General features: G+C 70.0%; 18 protein-coding genes and 5 pseudogenes. 11 read left to right on the top strand and 12 right to left on the bottom strand.

Annotated features, from left to right (window positions below):
• Window positions 1-345: 345 nt before the first annotated feature.
• The 3 genes from OG254_RS47405 to OG254_RS47395 form a co-directional block, all read right to left on the bottom strand.
• Complete coding sequence (locus tag OG254_RS47405) at window positions 346-1,053, bottom strand: SUMF1/EgtB/PvdO family nonheme iron enzyme (RefSeq protein ID WP_405594195.1); 708 nt, start codon at window positions 1,051-1,053, stop codon at window positions 346-348.
• Window positions 1,010-1,405 carry a formylglycine-generating enzyme family protein gene (locus tag OG254_RS47400; RefSeq protein ID WP_405594193.1) on the bottom strand — a complete coding sequence of 132 codons (396 nt, stop codon included), beginning with the start codon at window positions 1,403-1,405 and terminating at the stop codon, window positions 1,010-1,012. The genes OG254_RS47405 and OG254_RS47400 overlap by 44 nt, the downstream gene beginning before the upstream one ends.
• Window positions 1,406-1,521: 116 nt before the next feature.
• Complete coding sequence (locus tag OG254_RS47395) at window positions 1,522-2,805, bottom strand: cation:proton antiporter (protein WP_405594191.1); 1,284 nt, start codon at window positions 2,803-2,805, stop codon at window positions 1,522-1,524.
• 289 nt (window positions 2,806-3,094) lie between these two features.
• Between OG254_RS47395 and OG254_RS47390 the strand changes: the two are divergent.
• Both OG254_RS47390 and OG254_RS47385 read left to right on the top strand, forming a co-directional pair.
• Window positions 3,095-3,268, top strand: a pseudogene (locus OG254_RS47390) (transposase); the annotation flags it as partial.
• Window positions 3,269-3,372: 104 nt separating this feature from the next.
• Window positions 3,373-3,771, top strand: a pseudogene (locus tag OG254_RS47385) (hypothetical protein); the annotation flags it as partial.
• Between the two features lie 22 nt (window positions 3,772-3,793).
• On the opposite strand, the pseudogene OG254_RS47380 reads toward OG254_RS47385, so the two are convergent.
• Window positions 3,794-4,332, bottom strand: a pseudogene (locus OG254_RS47380) (GNAT family N-acetyltransferase).
• 431 nt (window positions 4,333-4,763) lie between these two features.
• Here OG254_RS47380 and OG254_RS47375 point away from each other — a divergent pair.
• Entirely contained in the window at window positions 4,764-6,188 is a 1,425-nt protein-coding gene (locus tag OG254_RS47375; RefSeq protein ID WP_405594189.1) for a Gfo/Idh/MocA family protein, read from the top strand.
• 43 nt (window positions 6,189-6,231) lie between these two features.
• Here OG254_RS47375 and OG254_RS47370 read toward each other — a convergent pair whose 3' ends face one another.
• Window positions 6,232-6,897, bottom strand: coding sequence for a class I SAM-dependent methyltransferase (locus OG254_RS47370; protein ID WP_405594187.1), 666 nt, complete (start codon window positions 6,895-6,897; stop codon window positions 6,232-6,234).
• Window positions 6,898-7,011: 114 nt separating this feature from the next.
• On the opposite strand from OG254_RS47370, the gene pgm reads away from it, so the two are divergent.
• Entirely contained in the window at window positions 7,012-8,652 is a 1,641-nt protein-coding gene (gene pgm, locus OG254_RS47365) for a phosphoglucomutase (alpha-D-glucose-1,6-bisphosphate-dependent) (RefSeq protein WP_405594185.1), read from the top strand.
• 63 nt (window positions 8,653-8,715) lie between these two features.
• Here the strand turns inward: pgm and OG254_RS47360 are convergent, their stop codons facing one another.
• Complete coding sequence (locus OG254_RS47360; protein ID WP_405594183.1) at window positions 8,716-9,618, bottom strand: hypothetical protein; 903 nt, start codon at window positions 9,616-9,618, stop codon at window positions 8,716-8,718.
• Between the two features lie 216 nt (window positions 9,619-9,834).
• Window positions 9,835-10,206, bottom strand: a pseudogene (locus OG254_RS47355) (winged helix-turn-helix transcriptional regulator).
• Between the two features lie 26 nt (window positions 10,207-10,232).
• Between OG254_RS47355 and OG254_RS47350 the strand changes: the two are divergent.
• Window positions 10,233-11,208: pseudogene (locus tag OG254_RS47350) on the top strand (NADP-dependent oxidoreductase).
• 175 nt (window positions 11,209-11,383) lie between these two features.
• On the opposite strand, the gene OG254_RS47345 reads toward OG254_RS47350, so the two are convergent.
• Complete coding sequence (locus OG254_RS47345; RefSeq protein WP_405595614.1) at window positions 11,384-11,821, bottom strand: winged helix-turn-helix transcriptional regulator; 438 nt, start codon at window positions 11,819-11,821, stop codon at window positions 11,384-11,386.
• 142 nt (window positions 11,822-11,963) lie between these two features.
• On the opposite strand from OG254_RS47345, the gene OG254_RS47340 reads away from it, so the two are divergent.
• A complete protein-coding gene (locus OG254_RS47340; protein WP_351193102.1) occupies window positions 11,964-12,836 on the top strand; it encodes an aldo/keto reductase family oxidoreductase in 873 nt (290 codons plus the stop codon).
• 277 nt (window positions 12,837-13,113) lie between these two features.
• Here OG254_RS47340 and OG254_RS47335 read toward each other — a convergent pair whose 3' ends face one another.
• Window positions 13,114-13,848 carry a TioE family transcriptional regulator gene (locus OG254_RS47335; protein WP_405594181.1) on the bottom strand — a complete coding sequence of 245 codons (735 nt, stop codon included), beginning with the start codon at window positions 13,846-13,848 and terminating at the stop codon, window positions 13,114-13,116.
• A 58-nt stretch (window positions 13,849-13,906) separates the two neighbouring features.
• Between OG254_RS47335 and OG254_RS47330 the strand changes: the two genes are divergently transcribed.
• Window positions 13,907-15,109, top strand: coding sequence for an erythromycin esterase family protein (locus OG254_RS47330; protein WP_405594179.1), 1,203 nt, complete (start codon window positions 13,907-13,909; stop codon window positions 15,107-15,109).
• A gap of 75 nt (window positions 15,110-15,184) precedes the next feature.
• Here OG254_RS47330 and tpg read toward each other — a convergent pair whose 3' ends face one another.
• On the bottom strand, window positions 15,185-15,745 hold the full coding sequence (gene tpg / locus OG254_RS47325) for a telomere-protecting terminal protein Tpg (protein ID WP_405594177.1): 561 nt from the start codon (window positions 15,743-15,745) through the stop codon (window positions 15,185-15,187).
• A gap of 3 nt (window positions 15,746-15,748) precedes the next feature.
• Window positions 15,749-17,854 (bottom strand): telomere-associated protein Tap, encoded by a 2,106-nt coding sequence (gene tap, locus OG254_RS47320; RefSeq protein WP_405594175.1) that lies wholly within the window; start codon window positions 17,852-17,854, stop codon window positions 15,749-15,751.
• Window positions 17,855-18,209: 355 nt separating this feature from the next.
• Between tap and OG254_RS47315 the strand changes: the two genes are divergently transcribed.
• Together OG254_RS47315 and OG254_RS47310 are read left to right on the top strand one after the other, a co-directional pair.
• A complete protein-coding gene (locus tag OG254_RS47315) occupies window positions 18,210-18,932 on the top strand; it encodes a dienelactone hydrolase family protein (protein ID WP_405594173.1) in 723 nt (240 codons plus the stop codon).
• 339 nt (window positions 18,933-19,271) lie between these two features.
• A complete protein-coding gene (locus OG254_RS47310) occupies window positions 19,272-19,703 on the top strand; it encodes a hypothetical protein (protein WP_405594171.1) in 432 nt (143 codons plus the stop codon).
• Window positions 19,704-19,764: 61 nt separating this feature from the next.
• On the opposite strand, the gene OG254_RS47305 is transcribed toward OG254_RS47310, so the two are convergent.
• Window positions 19,765-20,424: a glyoxalase gene (locus OG254_RS47305; protein ID WP_405594169.1), complete on the bottom strand. Its 660-nt coding sequence runs from the start codon at window positions 20,422-20,424 to the stop codon at window positions 19,765-19,767.
• A 205-nt stretch (window positions 20,425-20,629) separates the two neighbouring features.
• Here OG254_RS47305 and OG254_RS47300 point away from each other — a divergent pair, with 205 nt between their 5' ends.
• Window positions 20,630-21,523 carry a PfkB family carbohydrate kinase gene (locus OG254_RS47300; protein ID WP_405594167.1) on the top strand — a complete coding sequence of 298 codons (894 nt, stop codon included), beginning with the start codon at window positions 20,630-20,632 and terminating at the stop codon, window positions 21,521-21,523.
• A 157-nt stretch (window positions 21,524-21,680) separates the two neighbouring features.
• Complete coding sequence (locus OG254_RS47295; RefSeq protein WP_405594165.1) at window positions 21,681-23,417, top strand: FAD-dependent monooxygenase; 1,737 nt, start codon at window positions 21,681-21,683, stop codon at window positions 23,415-23,417.
• The last annotated feature ends 6 nt before the right edge of the window (window positions 23,418-23,423 follow it).

Raw genomic sequence — 23,423 nt, 5'->3', positions numbered from 1 at the left:
CAGACGCGGCACCGGGCCCGCTCCACGGGGTGTGGGTCGGCGGCACGGGATGGAAGTGGGGGCGAGCGGTGGGTTGCGGTGGGTGCTGGAGGCCGGACGACGGGGCCACGTCTCCCATCGGGGCTCGGCTGCGCAACGGGCCGCCCAACCGGGATGACACCGTCACGACGTGCAGCTCCCCATGATCACTTCGTCCACGACGGAGGCGGCCCGGGCAAGGGCGGCACCGGCACTCTCACGATCAACGGCAAGGCAGTCGGAGAGGGCCGGATCGACAGAACGGTGCCGGTCTACTTCTCCTCCGACGACACCTTCGACGTGGGCGAAGACTGGGGCACACCGGTATCACCGACCTAGAAGCCGCCGTTCGCCTTCACCGGCATCCTTCGGCGGGTCACGGTCAAGGTGGTCTAGCCGGCCGCCGCGCAGGACGCAGCGGAACCCAAGATGGCTGGTGGAGGAGTCCGAGGTCTGCGCCTGCCGGGCGGCGGGTCGGTAGCGCAGGCAGTAGTTCGGGGCGCACAGGTGCGAGCCTCCCTTGATCACCAGCCGCACCTCTGAGGGCCGTGCGGCGACTGACGGGCCGCAGCACGGCTTTCGGGCCGGCTCCCGGGCGGACCGCCTCCCCGGGCTGTGATCGGGGGTGAAGCCGCTGGTGGTCCACTCCCAGACGTTGCCGCACACGTCGACCAGACCGTGCCCGTTGGGAGGGAACACCCCGACCGGTGAGGTGCGCCTCTGCCCGTCGGGGCGCAGGTTCTCGTACGGGAACCTGCCGTGCCACGTGTTGGCCATGATCCGCCCTCGGACCGTGACCGAGTCCCCCCAGGCATAGGTGGCGCCGTCGAGGCCGCCGCGGGCGGCGTACTCCCACTCCGCCTCGGTCGGCAGGTCCTTGCCGGCCCATGCCGCGTACGCCGCGGCGTCGGCGTGAGTGACGTGGACCACGGGGTGCCGGTCCCGGCCGTGCACGGTGGAGCCGGGTCCTTCCGGGTGGCGCCACTGGGCGCTAGGGACCCACGACCACCACAGCCGGTAGTCGTGCAGCGGCACCGGACCATTGGGCGGGGGTGAACACCAGCGAGCCGGGCACCAGCTGGTCGTCCGAGGCGCCGGGGTACTCGGCGGCGTCCGGCGCCGTCTCGGCCGTGGTGACGTGGCCGGTGTCCTTGACGAAGCGGCGGAACTCGGCGTTGGTGACCGGGTGGTGGTCCACCCACAGGCCTTGGACGGCGCGGCGATGGACAGGGCCCTCCTCGGGGTAGAAGTCCTCGCTGCCCATCAGGAAGTGGCCGGCCGGGATCCACACCATGTTCTTGGGCGACCGCCCAGACGCTCCCCGGTGCCCCTTTGCCTCGGGGATCGTCTCCCGCGCAGCCGGGGATGAGCGATCGGACCGGGCCATGGGCTGCCACCTCCTTTCCCATGGTGACACCGGCCCGCCCCTTCGCCGTGAAAGTCAGAGCGCGTGGCGCCCGGTGACAGGCGGATGACGCTGTCTCACGTCTCACGTCTCACGTCTCACGTCTCCGTCCGGTCCGACCCGCCGAGCCTGCCGCGTGCGGGGGTGTGGGGTACGGGGGTGCCCTCGCGTAGATCGCGGGAGGTGGCCGAGGCCTTCTCGTGCCAGCGGCCGTACCGCTCGGCGAGGGATACGGCCGAGACGCCGTGCAGGAGGACGCTGAGACCGACGGTGATCGCGACCACCTGCCCGAGCAGTTCCACCCCCGGGACGTGTTCCTCCACCACGAGCAGCGCCAGGACGACGGAGGCGAGACCGCGCGGCCCGAACCAGCCGATGTACGCCACTGTGGGCAGCCGCAGCCCGCTCCCGGCGAGCGAGAGGGCCACGGGCAGCATCCTGACCACGGTGAGGCTGAGGATGGCGTACAGGATGATCCGCCAGCTCACGTGCTCCAGCGCGGGGCCGAGCAGTACCGCACCGAAGATAAGAAGGCTGATCGCAGCGAGGAGTCCCCCGAGGTTCTCGGTGAACTCGGACGTGTGGTCCGGCTGTCCCTTCTCGCTGCCGATCCTGTGACGGCGCAGGGCGAAACCGCAGGCGAACCCGGCGACCCATGCGGCGATGAAACCGCTGCCTTCCGTCACGACGGCGAGTTCGTAGGCCCCGGCCGCGACGGCCGGCAGGTAGACGTGCCGCCACTCTGGCGTGATCCACCCCTTGGCCCGGGACCACTGTAGAAGCCGGCCACCGATCCACCCGACCAGCAGGCCCAGTGCGGTGCTCAGCACCAGGGCCCGCCAGAAGATCCCGACCACGCCCTCCTCCGCGTAGTGGGTGCCCGGGATGGCTGCCAGGAACAGAAGGAAGCAGGGCAGCACCATGCCGTCATTCAGGCCGCTTTCGACATTCAGCCCGTGCCGTACGAGCGCCGGGACCCGGGGATGGGTGATGGCGGTCTTTCCGAGGGCGGCGTCGGTCGGGGCGAGGATGGCGCCGACGAGAGCGAGCTCCCACATCGTCAGCCCCGGCAGCAGGGGCCAGGCGAGCAGCCAGCCGGCCCCGATGCTCAGCGGAAGCCCGATGCCGAGCAGACGCTCTGGGAGAAAGCCGCCGGTCCGGAGATCTTGTCTGCGCACCGTCATGGCGTCGCTGAAGAGCACTAGCGCCAGGGTGACTTCGAGGAGGGCGACGATCGGCGCGGTGTCGTGCGCCAGGTCGACGATGTCCAGCACCGCAGGCCCGATGAGGATGCCGGCGCCGACGAACACCATCGCCGACGAGATCGGGGTCGTGGACAGCCGACGCGAGCCCAGCGCGTACGCGGCGGTGACAGTAGCCACCGCGGCGCCTGTCCAAGCACCACTGCTCATGTTCCAGACCTCCGGATGATCGCCCGCGCCCCTTCTACAGGTCGACGCACCCCAGGTCTGGCGATGTCGACAAGGACACGCCGGACAGTGCCACGTGGAAGGCCGGACCGAGCCGGTCGGGCAGACCCCGGGGATCTGACAAACGACTGAACAGCCAAAGGCCATGACATATCCGTGCCGGGTCGAGCGGGGACCCACGGGGACCGGGGGGATTTGACGGGCCCTGGGCTGTAGAGCAGCCCTCGCCGCCCTACCGCTCGTGGGACGTGGTGATCTGACGAACGGCCGGCGGGCCCGGCTTGAGCCGCAGCTGCCGCGGGGCATCGAGCCGGGCCGTCCGCAGGTGTGGACTCGGCGGCAGCTGACAGACGGCATACGGTGGCGGACCCGGACCGGCGCCCCTTGGCGTGATGTGCCCGAACGATATGGGCCCTGGGACCGGGTCTACGACCTGCTCCGACGCCGGCAGCGGGACGGAACCTGGGCGGGGATCCTCACCCAGCTGTTCGAAGCGGCACTGGAGGCGATCCGGGTTCCCCGGATCGGGCTTGGCAGGCCGCGCAAGAGGCCGGACCTGTGCGAGCCGACAGGGCGCTCGGCATCCGCCCCACCGCCGGAGCTGGCTGGGCTCCGGCCGGTCACCCCGAGCGTCATCCCGCGGCCTACCACCGCACCCACGGGGTGCGGTGCTCCACGGCGAAGAAGAACCGCGTCGAGCGGTGCTTCACCCCGACCCACGTCTCCTGGGCCGACCCGATCGAAGCCCATTTCGGGCCACTGCGGCAGTTCACGATCGCCAACTCCAACCACCGAAACCACAGCGCGCAGACCCGAGCCCTGTACGCCTACCTGCGCCGGCGCAACGCCAACGCCCGCCGCCCCGACGTCCTCGCGGCGCAGCGTCGCGAACGCGCCCCGCTCCCCGCCGCGATCTGACCAAGCGACCGAGCCGAGAGCGTCAGACCCTCACTCCACGCGCGATTCGGTACAGCACGTTCGGACGCAGTGGCCCTTCCGGCGCGGTGGGTCGTCGAAATCGTCAGCCGTGTCTCGGGTCATGCCGATCCGGCACATCACTGCTTGGGAACGGAGGTTGGTAGCAGTCGTCACTGCAAGGATCTCGGGGAGTTCAAGCTTTTCGAAGCCGAAGGCAAGGCCAGCCAGGGCAGCCTCGGTGGCCTAGCCCTGGCCCCAGGCCGAACGAGCGAGCCTCCAACCGATCTCCACCCCCGTGAACGGCATGCCGTCATCCACCTGGTCCAAGCCCGCGAAGCCGATGAACTCGCCCGTGGCCTGCAATTGAACTGCCCACCATCCGTAGCCTCGCTGGTCGAACTCGGCCTGGAACTGCGCCACGGAGGCATCGCTCTGTTCACGGGTGAGCAAGTCGCCCAAGTGCTCCCGGACCTCGGGATCAGCATTCATCGCCGCCCACGGTTCAAGGTCGGAATCTTGCCATCGACGGAGCACGAGGCGATCGGTATGCAGTTCAGCCATGCTGCCCAGCCAACGAGAGCGCCGCCCCCAGGGCAATCCATTTACCTTCCCGGTCAGAGCACTGGGTCGATCGACGGTGCGCCGAAGGGCCCGGTCCGCTCTCCCACCATCGGCTTCTCCGGGGCATCGAAGACGTTGACGTTCAGCTGAGGGGCCAGGTCGCTCGGTTCCTCTCTGTGTTGCGCTCGAACCCGCCCTCGTCGACCCGCCGTTGACCGCACTCCTCGCTACCGGCGCCGGCCCTGCAGCCACCTCTACCGACTGGGCTGATGACCTGTCAGCCATCCACCGATGCTTGATCCTGCTCGGAACTGCTCCCTATCGAGCACGTATTGACATGCAACCGTCGAAGCCCGCAGAGTCATGCCTCGAAAGTTCCGACAGTGCCCCCGGCAGTGATGCAAGCCACCCCACCGAGGAGTGTTGCCGTCATGTCCGAAATGCCCGCTGTCTCACGCCGGCTCCTCCTGGGCGGAGCCGTCGCCACCGGCGCGCTCGCGGCCGGGATGGGCGGTGCGGCCCCGGCCGCCTCCGCCGCGACCGGACCAGCGCCCCGCCGCCGTCCCGGACAGAAGTCGATGATCGGCGTGCCGTTCGAGGTCCACGGAACCGTCCGCGTCGGTGTCATCGGCCTGGGCAACCGCGGCGGCGGCATGGTCATGAGCTGGGCGGCCGTACCCGGCTGCACCGTGACCGCCGTCTGCGACATCCGCGCCGACCGCGCGCGCCGCACCGCCGACCGGCTGGTGAGCAAGGGCGAGCCCCGCCCCGCCGAGTACGGCGGATCAGCCGACTCCTACGCCCAGATGCTCCGGCGCGACGACATCGACCTGGTGTACGTCGCCACGCCGTGGGAGTTCCACTACGAGCACGGCAGAGCCTCGCTGCTGAGCGGCAGGCACGCCGTGGTGGAGCTCCCTGTCGCGACGGAGCTGCGCCAGCTGTGGGACCTGGTCGACACCTCCGAGCGGACCCGCAAGCACCTGCTCCTCGCCGAGAACTGCAGCTACGGCCGTAACGAACTGGCGATGTTGAGGATGGCGCACGCCGGCCTGTTCGGCGACGTCACGAACGGCCATGGCGGCTACCTCCACGACCTGCGTGAACTCCTCTTCTCCGACACGTACTACACCGACTCCTGGCGGCGGCTGTGGCACACCCGCAGCACCGCGTCCCTCTACCCCATGCACGGGCTGGCCCCGATCGCGGCGGCCATGGACATCAACCGCGGCGACCGGATGGCCACCCTCACCGCCACGGCGACGGCCCCCAAGGGACTGGCCGACTACCGCGAGCGCTTCATCCCCCGGGACCACCCGTCCTGGAGAGAGACGTACATCAACGGTGACCTGGTCACCTGCCTCATCGAGACCGACAAGGGCAGGATCATCCGGGCCGAGCACGACGTCAGTTCACCGCGGCCGTACAGCAGGATCAACACCCTCGCCGGCAGCCGCGGGATCGTCGAGGACTACGCCGGGCCCGGCCCGACCGGCGCGCGTGTCTATCTCGAACCGGACCACGGCGGCCACACCTGGCGTGACTTCGCGGACTACCGCAAGGAGTTCGACCACTGGCTGTGGCAGAAGGTCGGTGACGACGCCGCGAACAACGGCGGTCACGGCGGCATGGACTACGTCCTGCAGTGGCGCACCGTCCAGCTGATGCGCGCGGGGCTGGTGCCCGACATCGACGTGTACGACTCGGCTGCCTGGTGCTCGGCGGTCCCGCTGAGCGCCGCGTCCCTGGCGAGCAACGGCCGCCCGGTCGAGATCCCGGACTTCACCCGCGGCGACTGGGCCGGCAAACGGCCCGGCCTCGACTCCAGTCCCACGGACATGCCGCCCATCGGCTGATCCGCCCCGACCGAAGCCTTCGGTCGGCGCGGCAGCGGCCGGCTCAACGGCGGCGGCAGTGCAGGAAGAGGTGGGGCTCGGGCCCGGCGCCGGGGTGGTCCGGGGTGAAGAGGGTGCTGTTGCTGGACAGCACCGTGAGCCCCGCCGTCTCCAGCACGCCGGTGAGGTCCTCCTCGCCGAAGCTCGTGGCGCGCACCGGTCGGCCCATGAAGACCACCTCGACGTCCTCCACGTCCGCGGGCACGGTGGCCAGCACCAGGTGGCCACCGGGTTTCAGGGCCCGGGTCAGCCGCCGCAGCAACGCGGACTGCTCCGCGCGGGTCATCTGCAGCAGCGAGAAGAACACGCACACGCCGTCCAACACACCTTCCTCCAGCGGGAGTTCGCGGATGTCGGCGTGGCGGAACTCGGCCTCGGGGACCTGGCGGGCGGCGAGTTCCACCATGACGGGCGACACGTCGACGCCCAGCACGGAGTGTCCCGCCGCGGTGAGCGCGGCCGCGGTGGGCCGCCCGGTGCCGCTGCCCACGTCCAGCGTCCGGGCGGCGGGCGGCAGCCGCTCCAGCAGCCACTCCAGTGCGGCCAGATGCGCGGGGGCGTGGGCGAACGCCTTCTCGTAGTCGGCGCCCAGCGCGTCGAACAGCAGGGCGGCGGGCGGGAGTTGGTCCTCGGGCGGCACGGCGGTGTCCCTTCGCTCGTCGGCTCGCATCGTCGCACCCGGCGGACACGTGCCACAACGTCGTCCCAGTGCGCGTCCCCGTGGGTCGAGCAGGGGAGAATGAGGACCGTAACCGACCGTCGAAGCTTGTGGAGGAGCCGGGAGATGCAGGACGCGCGAGCGGGGCAGGTCGCCGGGCCCGAGGACCTCATCGATGTGGCCCGCCTGGTCACGGCGTACTACGCGTTGCACCCCGATCCGGCCGAGCCGGGGCAGCAGGTGGCGTTCGGCACCTCGGGACACCGCGGTTCCGCCTTCAAGACGGCGTTCAACGAGGACCACATCGCGGCCACCAGCCAGGCCATCTGCGAGTACCGCGCCGCCCGGGGCACCGACGGCCCCCTCTTCCTCGGCGCCGACACCCACGCCCTGTCCGAGCCCGCCCGCGTCACGGCGCTGGAGGTGTTCGCCGCCAACGACGTGACCGTCCTCATCGACCAGGCCGACGGCTACACGCCCACCCCGGCGGTCTCGCACGCCATCCTCACCCGCAACCGGAACCGCACGTCCGGCCTCGCCGACGGCGTGGTGGTCACCCCCTCGCACAACCCGCCCGCCGACGGCGGCTTCAAGTACAACCCGCCGAGCGGCGGCCCCGCCGGCTCCGAAGCGACGTCGTGGATCCAGGACCGCGCCAACGAGATCATCACCGGCGGCCTGAAGGACGTACGGCGCATCCCCTATACCCGCGCGCTGGCCGCCCCCGGCACCGGCCGCTATGACTTCCTCAGCACCTACGTCGCCGACCTCCCGAACGTCCTGGACCTGGACGCGATCCGCACCGCCGGCGTGCGCATCGGCGCCGATCCGCTGGGCGGCGCCTCGGTCGCGTACTGGGGCCGTATCGGCGAACAGCACGGGCTCGACCTGACCGTGGTCAATCCGCTCACCGACCCGACCTGGCGCTTCATGACGCTGGACTGGGACGGCAAGATCCGCATGGACTGCTCCTCCCCCTACGCCATGGCCTCGCTCATCGAGCAGCGCGACCGGTTCGACATCGCCACCGGCAACGACGCCGACGCCGACCGGCACGGCATCGTCACGCCGGACGGTGGCCTGATGAACCCCAACCACTATCTGGCCGTGGCGATTTCGTACCTCTTCGCGCACCGGGAGCAGTGGCCCGCGGGCGCCGGGATCGGCAAGACGCTGGTGTCCTCCAGCATGATCGACCGGGTGGCGGCGGACGTGGGCCGGCCGCTGGTCGAGGTCCCCGTCGGATTCAAGTGGTTCGTGGACGGTCTGTCCGACGGATCACTCGGCTTCGGGGGCGAGGAGTCTGCGGGCGCGTCCTTCCTGCGCCGTGACGGCTCGGTGTGGACCACCGACAAGGACGGCATCATCCTGGCCCTGCTCGCCTCCGAGATCACGGCGGTCACGGGCAAGACCCCGTCGCAGCACTACGCGCAGCTCACCGACCGCTTCGGTGCCCCCGCTTACGCGCGCGTCGACGCCCCCGCGTCCCGCGAGGAGAAGGCGCTGCTCGCCAAGTTGTCCCCGCGCCAGGTCACCGCCGACACTCTCGCGGGCGAGCCGGTCACCACGGTGCTCACCGAGGCTCCCGGCAACGGCGCCGCCCTCGGCGGCATCAAGGTCGCGACCGACAACGCCTGGTTCGCGGCACGTCCTTCGGGCACCGAGGACGTGTACAAGATCTACGGGGAGTCCTTCCTCGGCGCGGACCATCTGCGCCGGGTCCAGGAGGAGGCCAGGGCAGTGGTGCTCACGGCACTGGGCAGCTGACACGGACGAGACCGGGGTGTCGGCGCTCAGCCTGTCGGAGCGGTGGCCGGAAGATGCAGAGCCCTACCCTCGCGCCTTCGGGTAGGGCCGTCGGAACGGAGAGGGCTCCCAGAGCAGACGTACCCCGGTCATCCGGGCGATCGCGCGCAGGTGTGGTCCTGTGTTTCCGACGAACCACACCGCGCGGTCCGCGTGTCGCCATACGTAGGCCGGAACGCCGGCATCGAGGAGGGATGTCAGCCGCGGCTCTTCGAGTGCCGTGGCCGCGAACTCGTACAGCAGGGGAAGACGCGGGGCGATCAGGCCGTAGTCGAGCATGCGGGCGAGGGCATGCTCGGCGAGGACGACTTCCTCGACGGGACCTGGCACCGGGTACTCCCTCGGAAAGGACCGGCCGAGGTCGAGGAACGACTTGACGCTTCGGTGGCGCGGGTCCACCAGTCGGGGGCCGAGGAAGGCCAGTGGCCCCAGCGCGAGTCGCGGATTCGCCAGCATCGCATGGGTATAGAGCACTCGAATCAGCGCGACGTTCATCATGAAGCGCTCTACTTTGATTTCCTGAGCGGCCAGACCTTCGTACGTCAGATATCCCGCGACAATGCTGGCGTTGTGCGCCCGGTACCAACGGGTCGGCGACGGCTGCCGAATGAACTCCAGCCAGTACTGCACATTGCGGTTGCTGGCATTCCCCGATGTGTCAGTGGCCAGGAGACCGGCCTCCACCTTGTCCCTCAGCAGCATCTCATTGACGCTGCGCCACCATGCGCTGCCGACCGGATCAGAGGACTCCGGTTCGAGCACTCCGCGAGCGGCCGACCAGCGCATGAAGCTCAACTCGGCATGACCGTATCGACGGAAGCGACCAGGGTCGGCGTGATAGAAATCCTGCGCCAGCGCGAGGCGTTCAGCCGTGTTGTCCCGCACAAGCTCCACCCGCCGCTGTGCGCGAGCAGCCGTGTCAGTCACGGCGACATCTCGATCGGGTCGGCATCGTACGAGAACCTCATGAATTCGAGGACTGGGCCCTTTTGAAGCACGCCCGCGACGCATTGTGCGCGCACGGATCACCGCAATGCACAGGACTACGGTACCGCGGCAAAGGCGCTCTTCGCAGTTGAGGGCGTCGTGGAACACGCGCTTGACCTCGTGCACCGCAGGATGCTCAGTGCCCTGGCGGGGGCCTCAGTCGCTAGGGGTGACCGGCTCGGGATCGGCGTCGAGCGTATCGAGCACTGCGTCGCCGTTCGCCCTCGCCCACTCGGTCAGCATGTGGATCGGATCGATCAGCGTCGCCCCGAGCGGGGTGAGCTCGTACTCGACGCGGGGCGGCACCTCGGCTTAGGCGTGGCGGCGGATGAGTCCGTGCGCCTCGAGCCGTGAGAGCGTGTGGGTGAGCATCTTGCGGGAGATGCCGCCGATCAGCTCGCCATGGCGCACCGGGCCCTTGCTGAGGCCGTAGAGCACGACCGCCGTCCACTTGTCGGCGATCAGCTCGACCGTCAGTCGCGCCGGACAGTCGGCGAGAAAGGAATCACCGCGACCGAAACCGCTCATGGCGCCAACGGTACCTGCTGGTTCCTATCGGAAACCTAGCCTGGGTTCTCTCCCCTCCCAAGCCAGGAGAGTCATGGCGAATCATCACCCAGCAGACGCTCGGCGGTCCCGAGGTGCTCACCATCGTGGACGCGCCCGAGCCCCAGCCCCTCCCGACCGAGGTTCTCGTCCGCGTCAAGGCGATCGGGCTGAACCCGCTGGAGGCGCGCCTGCGCCGGCGAGTTCCCGCTGATCGGCCGGCCGCCGTTCATCCTCGGCCGGGACATCAGCGGCGTGGTCGAGGAAGCGCCGGGGACGTGGCGGTTCAGGCCCGGCGACGAGGTGTTCGGGATGCCGCTGTTCCCCCGGGCGGCGAGCGCGTACGCCGAGGTCGTGTCGGCGCCGGCGTTGCACCTGGCACGCAAGCCGGCGCCGCTCTCGCACGTCGAGGCGTCAGCGCTGCCGGTCGTCGGGCTGACGGCGTGGCAGGGCCTCGTCGACCTCGGCGGCGTGACCGAGGGCGACCGCGTCCTGGTCCACGGCGGAGGCGGCGGGGTCGGTCACGTCGCGATCCAGATCGCGAAAGCGCTCGGCGCGCACGTGGTCGCGACCGCCGGCGGGGGCAAGCGGAAGTTCGTCGAGGGGTTCGGCGCCGACGAGGTGATCGACTACACGGCGGTCGACTTCACCGAGGCGGCCCGCGACATCGACGTCGTGCTCGACACGATCGGCGGCGACACCGTCGTGCGGTCGCTCGAAGTGCTCCGCCCAGGCGGTCACCTGGTGACGGCGGTCGCCGAGGAGGATGCGGAGCTCGCCGCCAAGTACGAGGCGGCCGGCATGCGCTTCAGCGGCATCGCGGTCGACCCCGATCCGGTCGCCCTGCGAGGTCTCGTCGAACTCGTCGAACAGAGCAGGCTCCGGGTCCACGTGCAGGAAGCGTTCCCGTTCGAACGCGTCGCCGACGCGCACCGGCTACTCGACGGCGGTCACCTCCAGGGCAAGCTCGTGCTCACCGTCTGATCCCGTCGTGGGGCCTCGCGTTAACGAGGCCCCACTGGTGAACGGCCGGCAACTCGCGCCTGTGACGACCCGGCAAGGGGTACATCTGCCGCCATCGCGAACGCGACTTCCGCGCATGCCAGGTCGTTCGAGAACCCAGGGCCTCCGCCTTCTCAAACGACCTGGATGTGAGTCCTCAGGAGTTGCGAGAGTCGTAGTTCTCGCGGTTTGCGAGGACCTCGGCCATGTGCGTCTGCGCCCAGTTTCTGAGCCCGCGCGTCATGTGGTGGAGTGAGAGGCCGAGGTCGGTCAGCTCGTATGAGACGGTGACAGGGACGGTTGGCGTCACGGTACGGGTGAGCAGACCATCGTGCTCCAGCGATCGCAGCGTCTGGGTCAGCATCTTCTGGCTGACCCCGGCCAGAAGACGAGAGATCTCGGAGTAACGCATCGCCTTCGGGGCGTCTGCGTGTGCTGCACCGGGCTGGCCGGCGCTGTTGTCGCCGCCCAGCGCACACAGGATCAGGACGACCCACTTGTCCGAGATTCGGTCGAGCATCTGCCGGCTGGGGCACCCTGCCAGGAACGCGTTGTACTCCACCTTGGCCTGAGCCCTCTTCTGGGCCGCCTTCATCGTCGTCACTGATCGCGCCTCTCGCCAACGGGTGGGTTACGCACTCCAGAGTGCCTACTTCCCGACAGGAAGTTTCTCTCCAATGCTGATGCAGGGAGGCAGCACGCGCCACCCCCCCAAGTGCACGACGAAAGGCAACAAGATGAGCACACCCTCCCTCTCTCTTCCCGGCGGCACCTGGACTCTGGGTGACCTGACCGTCAGCCGGTTCGGCTACGGCGCCATGCAGCTGGCCGGCCCATGGGTCATGGGGCCGCCCGCCGATCGCGAGGGTGCCCTGGCCGTTCTGCGTGAAGCGGTCGACGTCGGTATCACCCACATCGACACCAGCGACGCCTACGGGCCGCGCGTCACCAACGAGTTGATCCGCGAGGCGCTGCACCCCTATCCCGAGTCGCTGCACATCGTGACCAAGGTGGGCGCGACCCGCGACGAACAGGGTGGCTGGCCTACGGCCCGGCGACCCGAAGATCTGCGCCGTCAGGTCCACGGCAACCTCAAGTCCCTCCGGCTCGACGTACTCGACCTGGTCAACCTCCGACTCGGCAACGCCGAAGGTCCCCAGCCCGGCTCGCTCGCCGAGGCGTTCGAGACGCTCGTCGAACTCCAGCAGCAGGGCCTGATCCGCCACCTCGGGGTCAGTAACGCCACCGAGGAGCAGGTCACCGAGGCGCAGAGCATCGCGCCGATCGTGTGCGTGCAGAACATGTACAACCTCGCCCACCGCCACGACGACAAGCTCATCGACCGGCTCGCCCCCGACGGCGTCGCGTACGTGCCCTTCTTCCCCCTCGGGGGCTTCACCCCGCTTCAGTCCTCGGCGCTCTCGGCGGTCGCCGCTGGATTGGACGCGACACCGATGTCCGTCGCACTGGCCTGGCTGCTGCAGCGATCACCGAACATCCTGCTCATCCCCGGCACGTCATCGACGGCACACCTGCGCGAGAACATCGCCGGCGCGGGACTCTCCCTGTCTCGTGAGGACTTGACCGAGCTGGACGACATCGGCCGCTGAACGCCCCAGAGCTGAACGGCTCACGAGCCACGACCGAAGCCCCCGTTCAAGTTCCGGCCCCGGTCACCTTCGCGCGACCGGGGCCAAGGCAGGGTGATTCGCCCTCACTTGGATGACTTCAGATCATCAACCGTCAGGAACCTGTGTCACACCGGCGGTGGCAGCTCACCCCGCGTCGATGGACCTGACAGTCAGCAGGGCTTGCGCCATCCCTGTCCCGGTACATGTTGACCGGTGCGGCGGAGGACTTTGGCGCGCCGGTGCGACTACCTGCATCTCATCCGCGCTCGCGCAGGTACGCCTCCAGCTCCGCGGCACCGGTCAGCATCGCCCGTCCGCGGGTGGACAGGCGACCGTGCCAGTCGCGCAGTGCCGCCTCCAGCGGCTCCAGTCCGCCGGCTGCCCGCACCTGGGCGATGAGCGGGGCAATCTGCTCCAACAGGTAGCCGCCCCGCCTGAGTTGGTGGGCGAGCCGGGCGTCGCGTACGTCCGCCTCGTCGTAGACGCGGTAACCGGTCTGCAGGTCGCGGCGTGGACTCACCAGTCCGGCGCGCTCCCATTTGCGCAGTGTCGCGGGCCGGATCCCGAGCTGTTCTGCCAGCGGCCCGATGAAGGTGTCGCCGGGCCCGGACACTACGGACGCCTCCGAGCCCACACCGCTGCGCTCCAGGTCGCGGAGGGCGCTCTCCACGGCCTGGAGGGTTCGGCGGTCGTCGAGGAGCTGGGCGTGGCTCTCGTCGATGAGGTGGAACGCCTCGTCGACCGAGCCCTGGTTCACAGCCCGCATGATCGAGGTCGCCGTGCTGTGGCCGTGGCCGGGGACCAGGGCGAGAAACGCACGCAGGGCCGCCGCGTGCAGCGCGGTATAGGTGCGGTAGCCGTGGGGTGTGCGGTCGGCGGCCGGAAGGATGCCGGCCTCCTCGTAGTTCCTGACCGCCTGCGTCGACAAGCCATGCCCGCGCGCCAGATCAACCGGCCTGAGCCGCTCCCCGGTTTGAAGGTTTCGCCCCATGAGACTGACGATATCGCGAAAAAGTTTCAATCGAAGGTTCAACGATACCGTTGAAGGCATGGCTACCGACATCAAGGAATCCACCCATGCCGTCGACGCCGCCTCCCTCATGAGGCTGCTCCCGACCAGGCCCCGCCTGCTCGGCCTGGGCGAGCCCACCCATGGCGAGGAAGCTCTGCTGGAGCTGCGCAACGAGCTCTTCCGGCAGTTGGTCGAGCAGGAGGACTACCGGACGATCGCGATCGAGAGCGACTGCCTGATGGGCCTGGTCGTGGACGACCACATCACCTCGGGCACGGGCACCCTCGACGAGGTCATGGAGCACGGATTCAGCCACGAGTGGGGAGCCTTCGCAGGCAACCGCGAACTGGTGCGCTGGATGCGCGCCCACAACGCCGGCCGGCCCGCGTCCGAGCGGCTCCGCTTCGCCGGTTTCGACGGTCCGCTGGAGATCACCGGCGCCGCGAGCCCCCGACAGGCCCTCACCGCACTCCACGGCTACCTCTCGGCCCACGTGGACGCGGCCCTGCTCCCCTGCACCACGGACACACTCGACCGCCTGCTCGGCACGGACGACCGGTGGACCAACCCAGCAGCGATGATGGACCCGGCCCAATCCGTGGGACGGTCGGCCGAGGCTATGGAACTGCGGCTGCTGGCCGATGAGTTGGTGGCGCTACTCGACGAGCAGGCGCCGCACCTGTCGGCGGAGACCTCGCGGGACGATGTGGACCGGGCCCGCCTGTACGGACGTACCGCCACCGGCCTGCTCCGCTACCACCACTGGATGGCCGACACATCACCGGCCCGCATGACCCGGCTGGTGAGCGCGCGGGACCGGATGATGGCCCACAACCTCCTTGCCCTCGCCGCTCGGGGCCCGGCACTCATCCACGCCCACAACTCCCATCTCCAGCGCAGGCAGAGCACGATGCGGATGTGGGAGGGGTCCGTGGAGTGGTGGGGCGCAGGTGCCCTGGTGAGCGCCCAACTCGGCGAGGAGTACGCCTTCGTGGCCACGGCCCTCGGCACGATCCGGCACCACGGAGTGGACACACCGCCACCGGACACCGTCGAAGGACTCCTGTACGCGCTCCCGGAGGACCCCTGCCTCATCGACGCAACACGGCTGGCCGAGGCACTCGGAGACACTCCGCACGCACGCCGCGAATCCCCTTGGTTCGGCTACGCCCCGCTCGACCCGACCCACGTGGCGGACTGCGACGGGGTCGTGTTCGTGAAGGACGTGCCGCAGAGCTAGCGCCGGGAGCGTGGGTGCCGAACTGCGAGCGCGCGTGATGGACGTGGCCCGAGTCAGGTGCGGTCGGTGCCCTTTTCAGAAGTCCAGGTCGATGTAGTCGATGTCGTTGATGGCGACGTCCGAGAGGCCGAGAGCGCGGGCGCCGCCGTCCTGGAAGTAGATCTCTCTGAGCCCGTCGGCGACGATCTGCCGCATCTCCTGGTCGCCGGCGCCCGCCTCGCGGGCGGCGAACAGGCGTTGTGCGTACGCCGGAGGAAGGTGCACGGTGAGGCGGCGGAAGCGGCCGTCGTCGGTGCTGCCGACCGGGGCGGTGTATCCGAACCGGGCACGGGTCTCCACCGTGACTCCGCCCGTGGCCGCGGCCTGCTTCCGGCGGCGGCCCCGGACCCTCGGCTGCCACCGGGACCGTACGGCCGCGTCGATCCTCTGCTGGATGTCCTCGGGCGGGTGCTTGCGCTCTCCCTTGCGGTAGCGCTCGACCGACCGCTGGCTGACGCCGAGTTCCACCGCGACGGCCCGGGTCGTCTTGAGCTGCTTCATCAGGAAGCCGATCCGGCCCTTCAGCGTCTTCGGCGGTTCCCGCGTGAACGCCTCCCGGTCGGCCCGTTCGATGGCGTCGTCGATCTCTCCCGCCACGGCCTACTCCCCTTCGTCCAGGACGGCGTCGCCGCCCTTGATGTGGCGGGCCGGGTTGTAGCCCTGCTCCATCAGGTCGACGGCCCAGGCCATCGACTGGACGCCCTCCAGTTTGGCCAGGCCCGGCGTCGACCCGAGGCGGAATCCGCCGGGCTGGGGCTTGCCGGAGGCACTGTAGGGCAGGAAGGCCAGCGGGCTCTCGCCGGGGCTCGGGTAGACGACGCAGTCGGACAGCACGGCCAGCGGGTACAGGCCCGTCATCCGGGCCATGTTGAGCAGCTTGCGATGCATGTTGACCCGGGCCTTGCTGATGACGGCGGCCCGGATGTCGGGGCGCCAGGTCGGGCGCTCCAGGGCCGGCCACCGATCCCCTTCCTTGTACTGGCGGCCTTGCGGGCGCTCGCGCAGCTTGCCCACGCCGCCCTTGACCGTGGCCTTGATGGCGGCCAGCACGGCGGCCATGGCCAGGTCGACCTGCTTGTGCTGCTCCATCGCGGCCAGGAATTCGGCGTCGTCCAGCTCCCGCGTGACGCCGAGGTCGGCCAGGGTGTCGACGTAGGCGTTCTTGAGGCGGTCGTGCCACGGGTCCAGGTACGCGCCGGTCTCGCGCCGCAGGTATGCCTCGACGGGGGTGACGTTGTAGCCGAGTTCCTGCGCGTAGGCGACGGTGTGCGTCTGGTACCAGGCCGGGCCCGACGGCCGCTCCCCCGTCGGCGTGAACGGGCTCGGCAGGCGCGGGTCCAGGTCCACGTGGGAGAGGTCGACCAGCCAGGAGCCGGGGATCTTCGGGTTGAACGCCGGGGCGTGGAAGTGGTCCGGGGCGGACAGACCCACGACGAGGCGGGCCGCCGCGGCGAGGAACGCCGTGTTCAGGTCGAGGCCGACCGCGTACGGCAGCGTGCACTCCTCGGCGGTGAGGAGGTCCACCGGGCGGACCCATTGGTACGCCTCCTCGTTCAGGAAACCGCCCTTCCAGCCGGAGTTGACGACCACGGGGTGCTCCTGCGTGGCCTCCGGCGGCGCCGGATCCATCGGCTGCGACCCGAGGCTGCCGGCGTTGTGGCCGGACACCCAGTTCCCCGTCGCCGGGTCCCGCACCGCCTTCGTCGCCGGGCGCAGCGCCGTCATCAACTCCAGGCCCGACACCGCGGTGCTGCCGCGCGGGGTGATGACCCGCTGGGCGTACACGCCGAGGACACGGGCGATGTCGGCCGGCTCCATGTCCGCGACGCCGGGCCAGGACCGCTCGTCCAGGGCCTCCCAGGGCAGGATCGCGAGCTGCACGCACTGGCGTTGAGTGCCTTGCGCCTTGCGGTAGATCCTGGCCCATGGGCCGAACCCGCGCTGCGTGAGCTGCCACTTCGCCTTCGTGACCTGCGCGACGACCGGGTGGTCGGCGCTCAGACGAAGCCCGCGGCGGTCTTCCAGACGCTCGGGCAGCCCGAACTTCACGGCGGCAGCCGCAGTGAGCACGATCAGCGGGTCGCTGTCCTTGCCGTAGCGGTGCAGACGCTGCCCACCGAGCCCGGACTCGGTCAGGGTCCACTCCACCAGCCCCGGGATCGTGGTCGCCGGGCAGTCCAGCACGATGCCGTCCACGCCGTACGCGCTGCCGTGACCGTCCAGGACGGCGAGGGGGCCGTGAGGGAAGCGCGGGTCGGCGGCGGGTTCGTTGGTCTGCCGTGCGACCGGGCGGGGCGGGGACGATGGCTGACTGGGTGCGGGCCTTCGGGGTGCGGGGGTGGCAGGCGCGGGAGGCGCTGCGAGCGCGGCTGGACCTGTGGGCGCGGCGGCGAAGTCGTCGGGGTGGACGGTGTCCTGGGGCCCGGTCGGCAAAGCTGCGGCCGGTTCGAGGTCGGGCGCACGGTACTTCGCGGCCCAGCCCTTCAGCAGCCGCTGATACGCCTCCAGGCGCGGCGACTTGGGCTCGCTGCGCCCGTTCTCCCAGTTCTTCACGGACTGTGTCGTGGTCTTCAGGACCTGCGCCAGGCGGGCCTGGGTGACACCGGCTGCCTCACGAAGCCGAGCACGCTCCGCCGGGGGCGGAAGCTGCGGCTCCTCCTCCAACAGAGCGTCCACACTCGCGAACAGCTCTTCCTCAGATGCCATGCGGCTCCACCTCCGCCCCAAACCTAGCAAGCCTTAGCCCGCCATTTAACCCACCCCTTTAACCCGAACGGATGTTGTGCCGGGTGGGCGGCGGTCGAGGGGAGGCTGATGTCATTTGGCCGACGCCACCGAACTTTGAGCCAGGTACGGCCGTGAGGAACCTGGGTACCTAGGTACAGCCAAAACCCCTTTGCGGACCATGGCGACCGCTGCTACTTTTCCGGAGGCCGTGCGAGAGAACGAGGAGGTGGTACCCGTGAACGCAGTATCGACATGGGTGCTCCCCTCCGGGGTCACGGTCGGGCGTTAGGTCGTCCGGGAGCGCCGTCTCTGAGCACTCCCGAAAGGCACGACCATGCAATTCACTTCCGAACTGCGCCTCGACGACGGCGTCTTCGAGCGCGAATTCACCCTCGGCGAGATCCCCGGCACCCTGTGGACGCCTGAATCCGCCGCACCGACCCCGCTGGTCCTGATGGCCCACAACAACGGCCTGCCCAAGGCGGACTCCCGGCTGGTGGCGCGGGCCCGGTACACCGCGGCGCGCGGCTACGCGGTGGCCACCATCGACGCCGCCGGGTGCGGTGCCCGTCCCCGTTCCGCCGCCGATGAGCAGGCCCGTGCCGACCTCCGGCGGGCGATGCAGGCCGGCGAGCCGGTCGACGAGATCTTCGAGTCCTTCATCGGCCCGCTGGTCGAAAAGGCGGCCCCCGAATGGCGGACCACCCTGGACGCCCTCCTTGCGCTGCCCGAGATCGACGGTCCGGTCGGTTACTCGGGGTGGACCGCCCTCGGCATTCGGCTGGCGGTGGCCGAGCCACGCATCGCGGCCGCCGGCTTCTTCGCCGGAGGTTACGTACCCCGCGCCCAGCGCGAGGAGGCCCGGCAGGTCACCATTCCACTGCTGTTCCTGCTGCAGTGGGACGACGAAGGGAACCCCCGGCAGCGCGCCCTGGACCTGTTCGACGCCTTCGGCACCAAGGAGAAGACACTGCACGCCAACCTGGGCGGACACACCGGCACCCCGTGGTTCGAGCTCGAGGACGGGGGCCGCTTCCTCGGCCGACACCTGAAGTGACGCCGGGCCGTCAGGCCGGCAGCAGGCAGTAGGCGGTGCCGGCGAGGTGCCGCCCATCGAGCCGTCCTGTTCTAGGCGGCCGACCCCGGGTTCCCCGCCCGGGGTCGGCTTGCGGCGTCGGAGCTTGTGGTCGACGTCCACCGCACGGGGCGGGCGCCGCACCAACGACGACAGTTTTCCGGGATATGTTCCCGGAATTCTGGTGGTTCATTGAAGATGTGGCTCTTGCTGTGGGACGAGTATTGTGCGGCCGACGCTTGCGGCTATCAATTCAACCGCGTGGTTTCACGGATGTTCCAAATCACGTCTGATTCGCGTCCTGCGGGGAACACGAAGAAGATGAGCGATTCCGAGATTCCGCAAGGCGACGGTCAGCCCGTGAAGGTGTACCTCGATCTCCTGCGCATCCGGATGGACACGGAGGACTACCGCCTGTTGCTGCGCGTGGTGGAACCGGTCCTCAAGGCCCTCGAGGAGGAGCGCCTCTCCAGCCTCGACTTCGCGCTCGACTCGTCCGGCGACGACTTGCCCCCGCAGGTCAGGGACGAGGCCGCGCTTGTCATCGCCACCGCTGTCACCGGCCGTCTGGACAACGAGGTGGTCGAGATCGACGTCGACGAAACCGGCCCGGTCAGGATCGTCACGGACGCGACCACTGCCTCCGACCCGGTCCGCCTCGGCGAGATCGCCGACTACATCAGGGAGCGGCACCAGCAGACGGAAGAGCTGCGCGGCATCGCGGAGGTGAGTGGGCTGCCCACGGACTTCTGAGCGGCAGCGGCATGGGTAGCTGGTAGCTGCAGCGAGAAGGACGACCTCAGGGCAGTGCCGACTAGCTGGACGGTGCCTCAGTGTGCGACGTGCCGGCCTCCCAGGCGAACCCGTCCGGGTCCGTGAATTCGCCGCCGGTGCTGCCCAGGACGATGCTGTGCGAACCGGTGCCGTCGGTGGGGACGCCGAGGTCCTTGGCCAGGCCGCGGTGCTTGTACAGCGCCAGCTTGACGGAGCCGGCCTCGGTGGAGGCGAACTCGACGTACTTGCCGCCGAAGCTCCTGCCCACGGTCATGCCCTGGCCGACGTAGAACTGCTTGGTGGCCTTCACGTCCTCGACGCCCAGCAGCAGAACGACCTCGTCGATCTTCCGGGTGGCCGGACCGGTGTCCTTCTTCGCCGAGGTGGCGACCTTCCAGATCGTCCCGTCCGGTGCCTGGACGACGCCGCCGTAGCCCCAGAGAGACTTGGCGGCCGGCTTCACCACCGTGGCGCCGGCGTCCACGGCGGAACCCAGGAAGCTGTCGACGGTGGCCGGCCCGGACACCGTGAGCGCCATGGCGAACCCGCGGAATCCGGTGGAGTGTGCTTCGGACGCCCGCAGGCGGATGTGCGCTTCCACCCCGAAAGAGGTGTAGAAGCGGTGGGCGGCCTCGGGGTCGGCGACCTCGAGGGTGACGGAAGCAAGGGACCTGGTGGATGCTGTGGTTTCCATGGCCATCACGCTATGGGCTGCCCGGGGGGCGGGGCTTCTCGATTCCTGACCGTTGTCCGGCGCCCGCGTCGACGGGCACACCCACGCTCCCCGGTGAGTGATCCACGGCGGCCCGGGGCACGGGTGAAGGGACCGGTCACGGTGGTCTCGGGGCGGGCCGGCACATCGGCGCCGCCATCCCCGGGCGTCGGGTCTGGAGGAGGTTCGGCTGGTGGAGGCGGGTACGAGCAGACAGCCCGAAGGGCTGTTCGTGGGGCTGTGCACCCTGGATGTCATCCAGCTCGTCGAGCACGTACCGGCCCCTGACGAGAAGCTCACTGCTCGCGAACAGACCGTGGCCGCCGGTGGCCCGGCGGCGAACGCGGCCGTGACCTTCGCCCACCTGGGCGGCGCCGCCGGACTGCTCACCGCCATCGGCGCCCACCCGCTGGCACTCGCGATCACGGCCGACCTGGATCGAGCGGGGGTGACCGTCTCGGACCTGGCGTCCCGTTCGACCGACCCGCCCGCCGTCTCCTCCATCATGGTCACCGCGTCCAGCGGGCAGCGCGCCGTCGCCTCGACCAACGCCACAGGACATCGGCTCGCCCCGCCCCGCAATCTCGACGCGCTGGTGGCGGCCTGCGACATCGTCCAACTCGACGGACACCACATGGAACTGGCCACCGCAACCGCCCGGGCCGCGCGTGCGGCCGGCCGACACACCGTCCTGGACGCCGGAAGCTGGAAGCCCGGCACACAGAACCTGCTGCCATGGATCGACGTAGCGGTCTGCTCCGCCGACTTCCGCCCGCCCGGCACCCGCTCCCCCACCGACACCCTGCGCTTTCTCCAGCAGCACGGGGTCGCCTGGACGGCGGTCACCCGGGGAGAGCGGCCCATCGTGTGGGCAGGTCCCGACAGCGGCGGGACGGTCGAGGTGCCCACCGTGCCGGTGGTGGCGGACACACTCGGCGCCGGGGACATCCTGCACGGGGCCCTCACCCATCACCTTGCCGCCCAGCGGCAGCTGACCGCGCAGGGCTTCGTCCAGGCGCTGCACGCTGCCGCGCTGGTGGCCTCGCGGGCGTGCGCCTCGTTCGGCACCCGAGCCTGGATGCGCTGACGACAGAACCGGCCGGCACCCTGCGCGCCGTACCGCCCGCTTCCGCTCCCTGACCAGGGAGCACCCCCCGTCGCCCCCTTGCCCGGGACACCCCTGTCGCCCCCCCTGACCAGGGACCCCACCCGTTGGGTCGCTGTCCCATGCCCCGCGATGGACGATGGAGGCAGGCCAGAAGGGGGGCTTCTGGCGGGAGACGCCGGTGGTGGACACGGACGTACTGATCGTGGGTGCGGGGCCGGTCGGGTTGACCGCGGCGGCCGAGCTGCGGCGGCAGTCGGTCGCCTGCCGCGTCATCGACAGGCTTCCGGCGCGGTTGCCGTACGCCAAGGCCGTCGGTGTCCAGCCGCGGACGCTGGAGATCTGGGACCGGATGGGCATGGTGCGGGCCGCGCTGGAGGTCGCCGTGCCGATGCGTGGGCAGGTGATGTACGTCGACGGGGTCGAGCAGGGGCGTTTCGAGCTACGGCTGCCGCCGGAGGTCCCGTACGTCTTCGCTGCCCTGCCCCAGTACGAGACGGAGCGGATCATCGAGGAGCATCTCGCCCGTTTCGGCACCGGGATCGAGCGGGGCACCGAGCTGGTCGGGTTCACGCAGTACGAGGACGGGGTCGTCAGCCGGATCGTCACGGCATCGGGTGCCCAGCAGGAGCTGCGGTCGCGTTTCCTGGTCGGCTGCGACGGGGCGCACAGCACCGTCCGCAAGGGGCTCGGGCTGTCCTTCGAGGGGGGTGCGTTTCCGGAGGAGTACATGCTCGCCGATGTGCAGGTGGACTGGAGCCTCCCCCAGGGCTACGGCGTGCGGGCCACGCACCATGACGGGGACGGCCGTGTCGACGATCTCCTGGTCTGCATCCCGTTGCCCGGGGATCGCCGGTACCGCATGTCGATGCTGGTGCCCCCCGAGCTCTCCACGAACGGCGAGGAACCCGCACGGGATGCGCGGGACTCGGTCGCCCACGGGCTGGAGGGCGGGCGCGCGCCCCGGGTCGAGCACATCCAGGCGGTCCTCGACCGGCTCTCCCCGCAGCCCACTACCGCGTCCGTCATGCGCTGGTCGTCGGTCTTCCGCATCAGCCATCGCCTCGTCGACCGGTACTCCGTCGGCCGGGTCTTCGTCGCCGGGGACGCCGCGCACATCCATCCGCCGACCGGTGCCCAGGGCATGAACACCGGCATCCAGGACGCCTACAACCTCGCCTGGAAGCTGGCCCTCACGTTGGAGGGCGGTGCCCATCCCCGGCTGCTCGACAGCTACGACGCCGAGCGGCGCCCCGTCGGCGAGGAGGTGGTGGGACGCACGGTCAAGCACGCCACCGAGGGCATCCGGGCGGCTCCGGACGACATGACGACCGTGATGCTGCGCGAGGCCCAACTGCTCGTCGCCTACCCGAGCAGTCCCTTGGTGGCAGCCGCCGGCGCAGGGCCCGGCAGCGGCGACTCGGGGTCACCCGCCCCGCAGCCCGGTGAGCGTGCTCCCGACTGTCCCGGTCTCACCGCCGGCGTGGCCGCGACGCCTCTGCGCCTGTACGACCTGCTGCGCGACCGCGGGCATGTCCTGGTGCTGTACGCCGACTCGGCCGCCGCGCTCAGCGCGTGCCGGGAGACCGCCGCCACCGTCCATCGCCTGATCGGCGGCAAGGTGACCGCGTTCGTCGTCAGCCGGCACCAGGCCGCTGCGGAAACCGTGTCCGGGCAGACCGACGCGGACGGCCGACACCTGCCCGTATTCCGGGACGGCGCCGGGGAGTTCGAGCGGTTGTACGACGCCGAGGGCCCGACGGCCTTTCTCATCCGCCCGGACGGATATCTGGGCGCCCGGCTGTCACCGCTGACCGCTCCGGGGACGGCGTCCGCGTTGTCCGAGGCTCTGGGGCGGGTCTTCCAACTGGGGTAGTGGGGC

Source organism: Streptomyces sp. NBC_01092, assembly GCF_045039535.1.
GTDB lineage: Bacteria > Actinomycetota > Actinomycetes > Streptomycetales > Streptomycetaceae > Streptomyces.
Note: the sequence above shows the minus strand (reverse complement) of the source record. Positions and strands in the feature narration are given on the sequence as shown.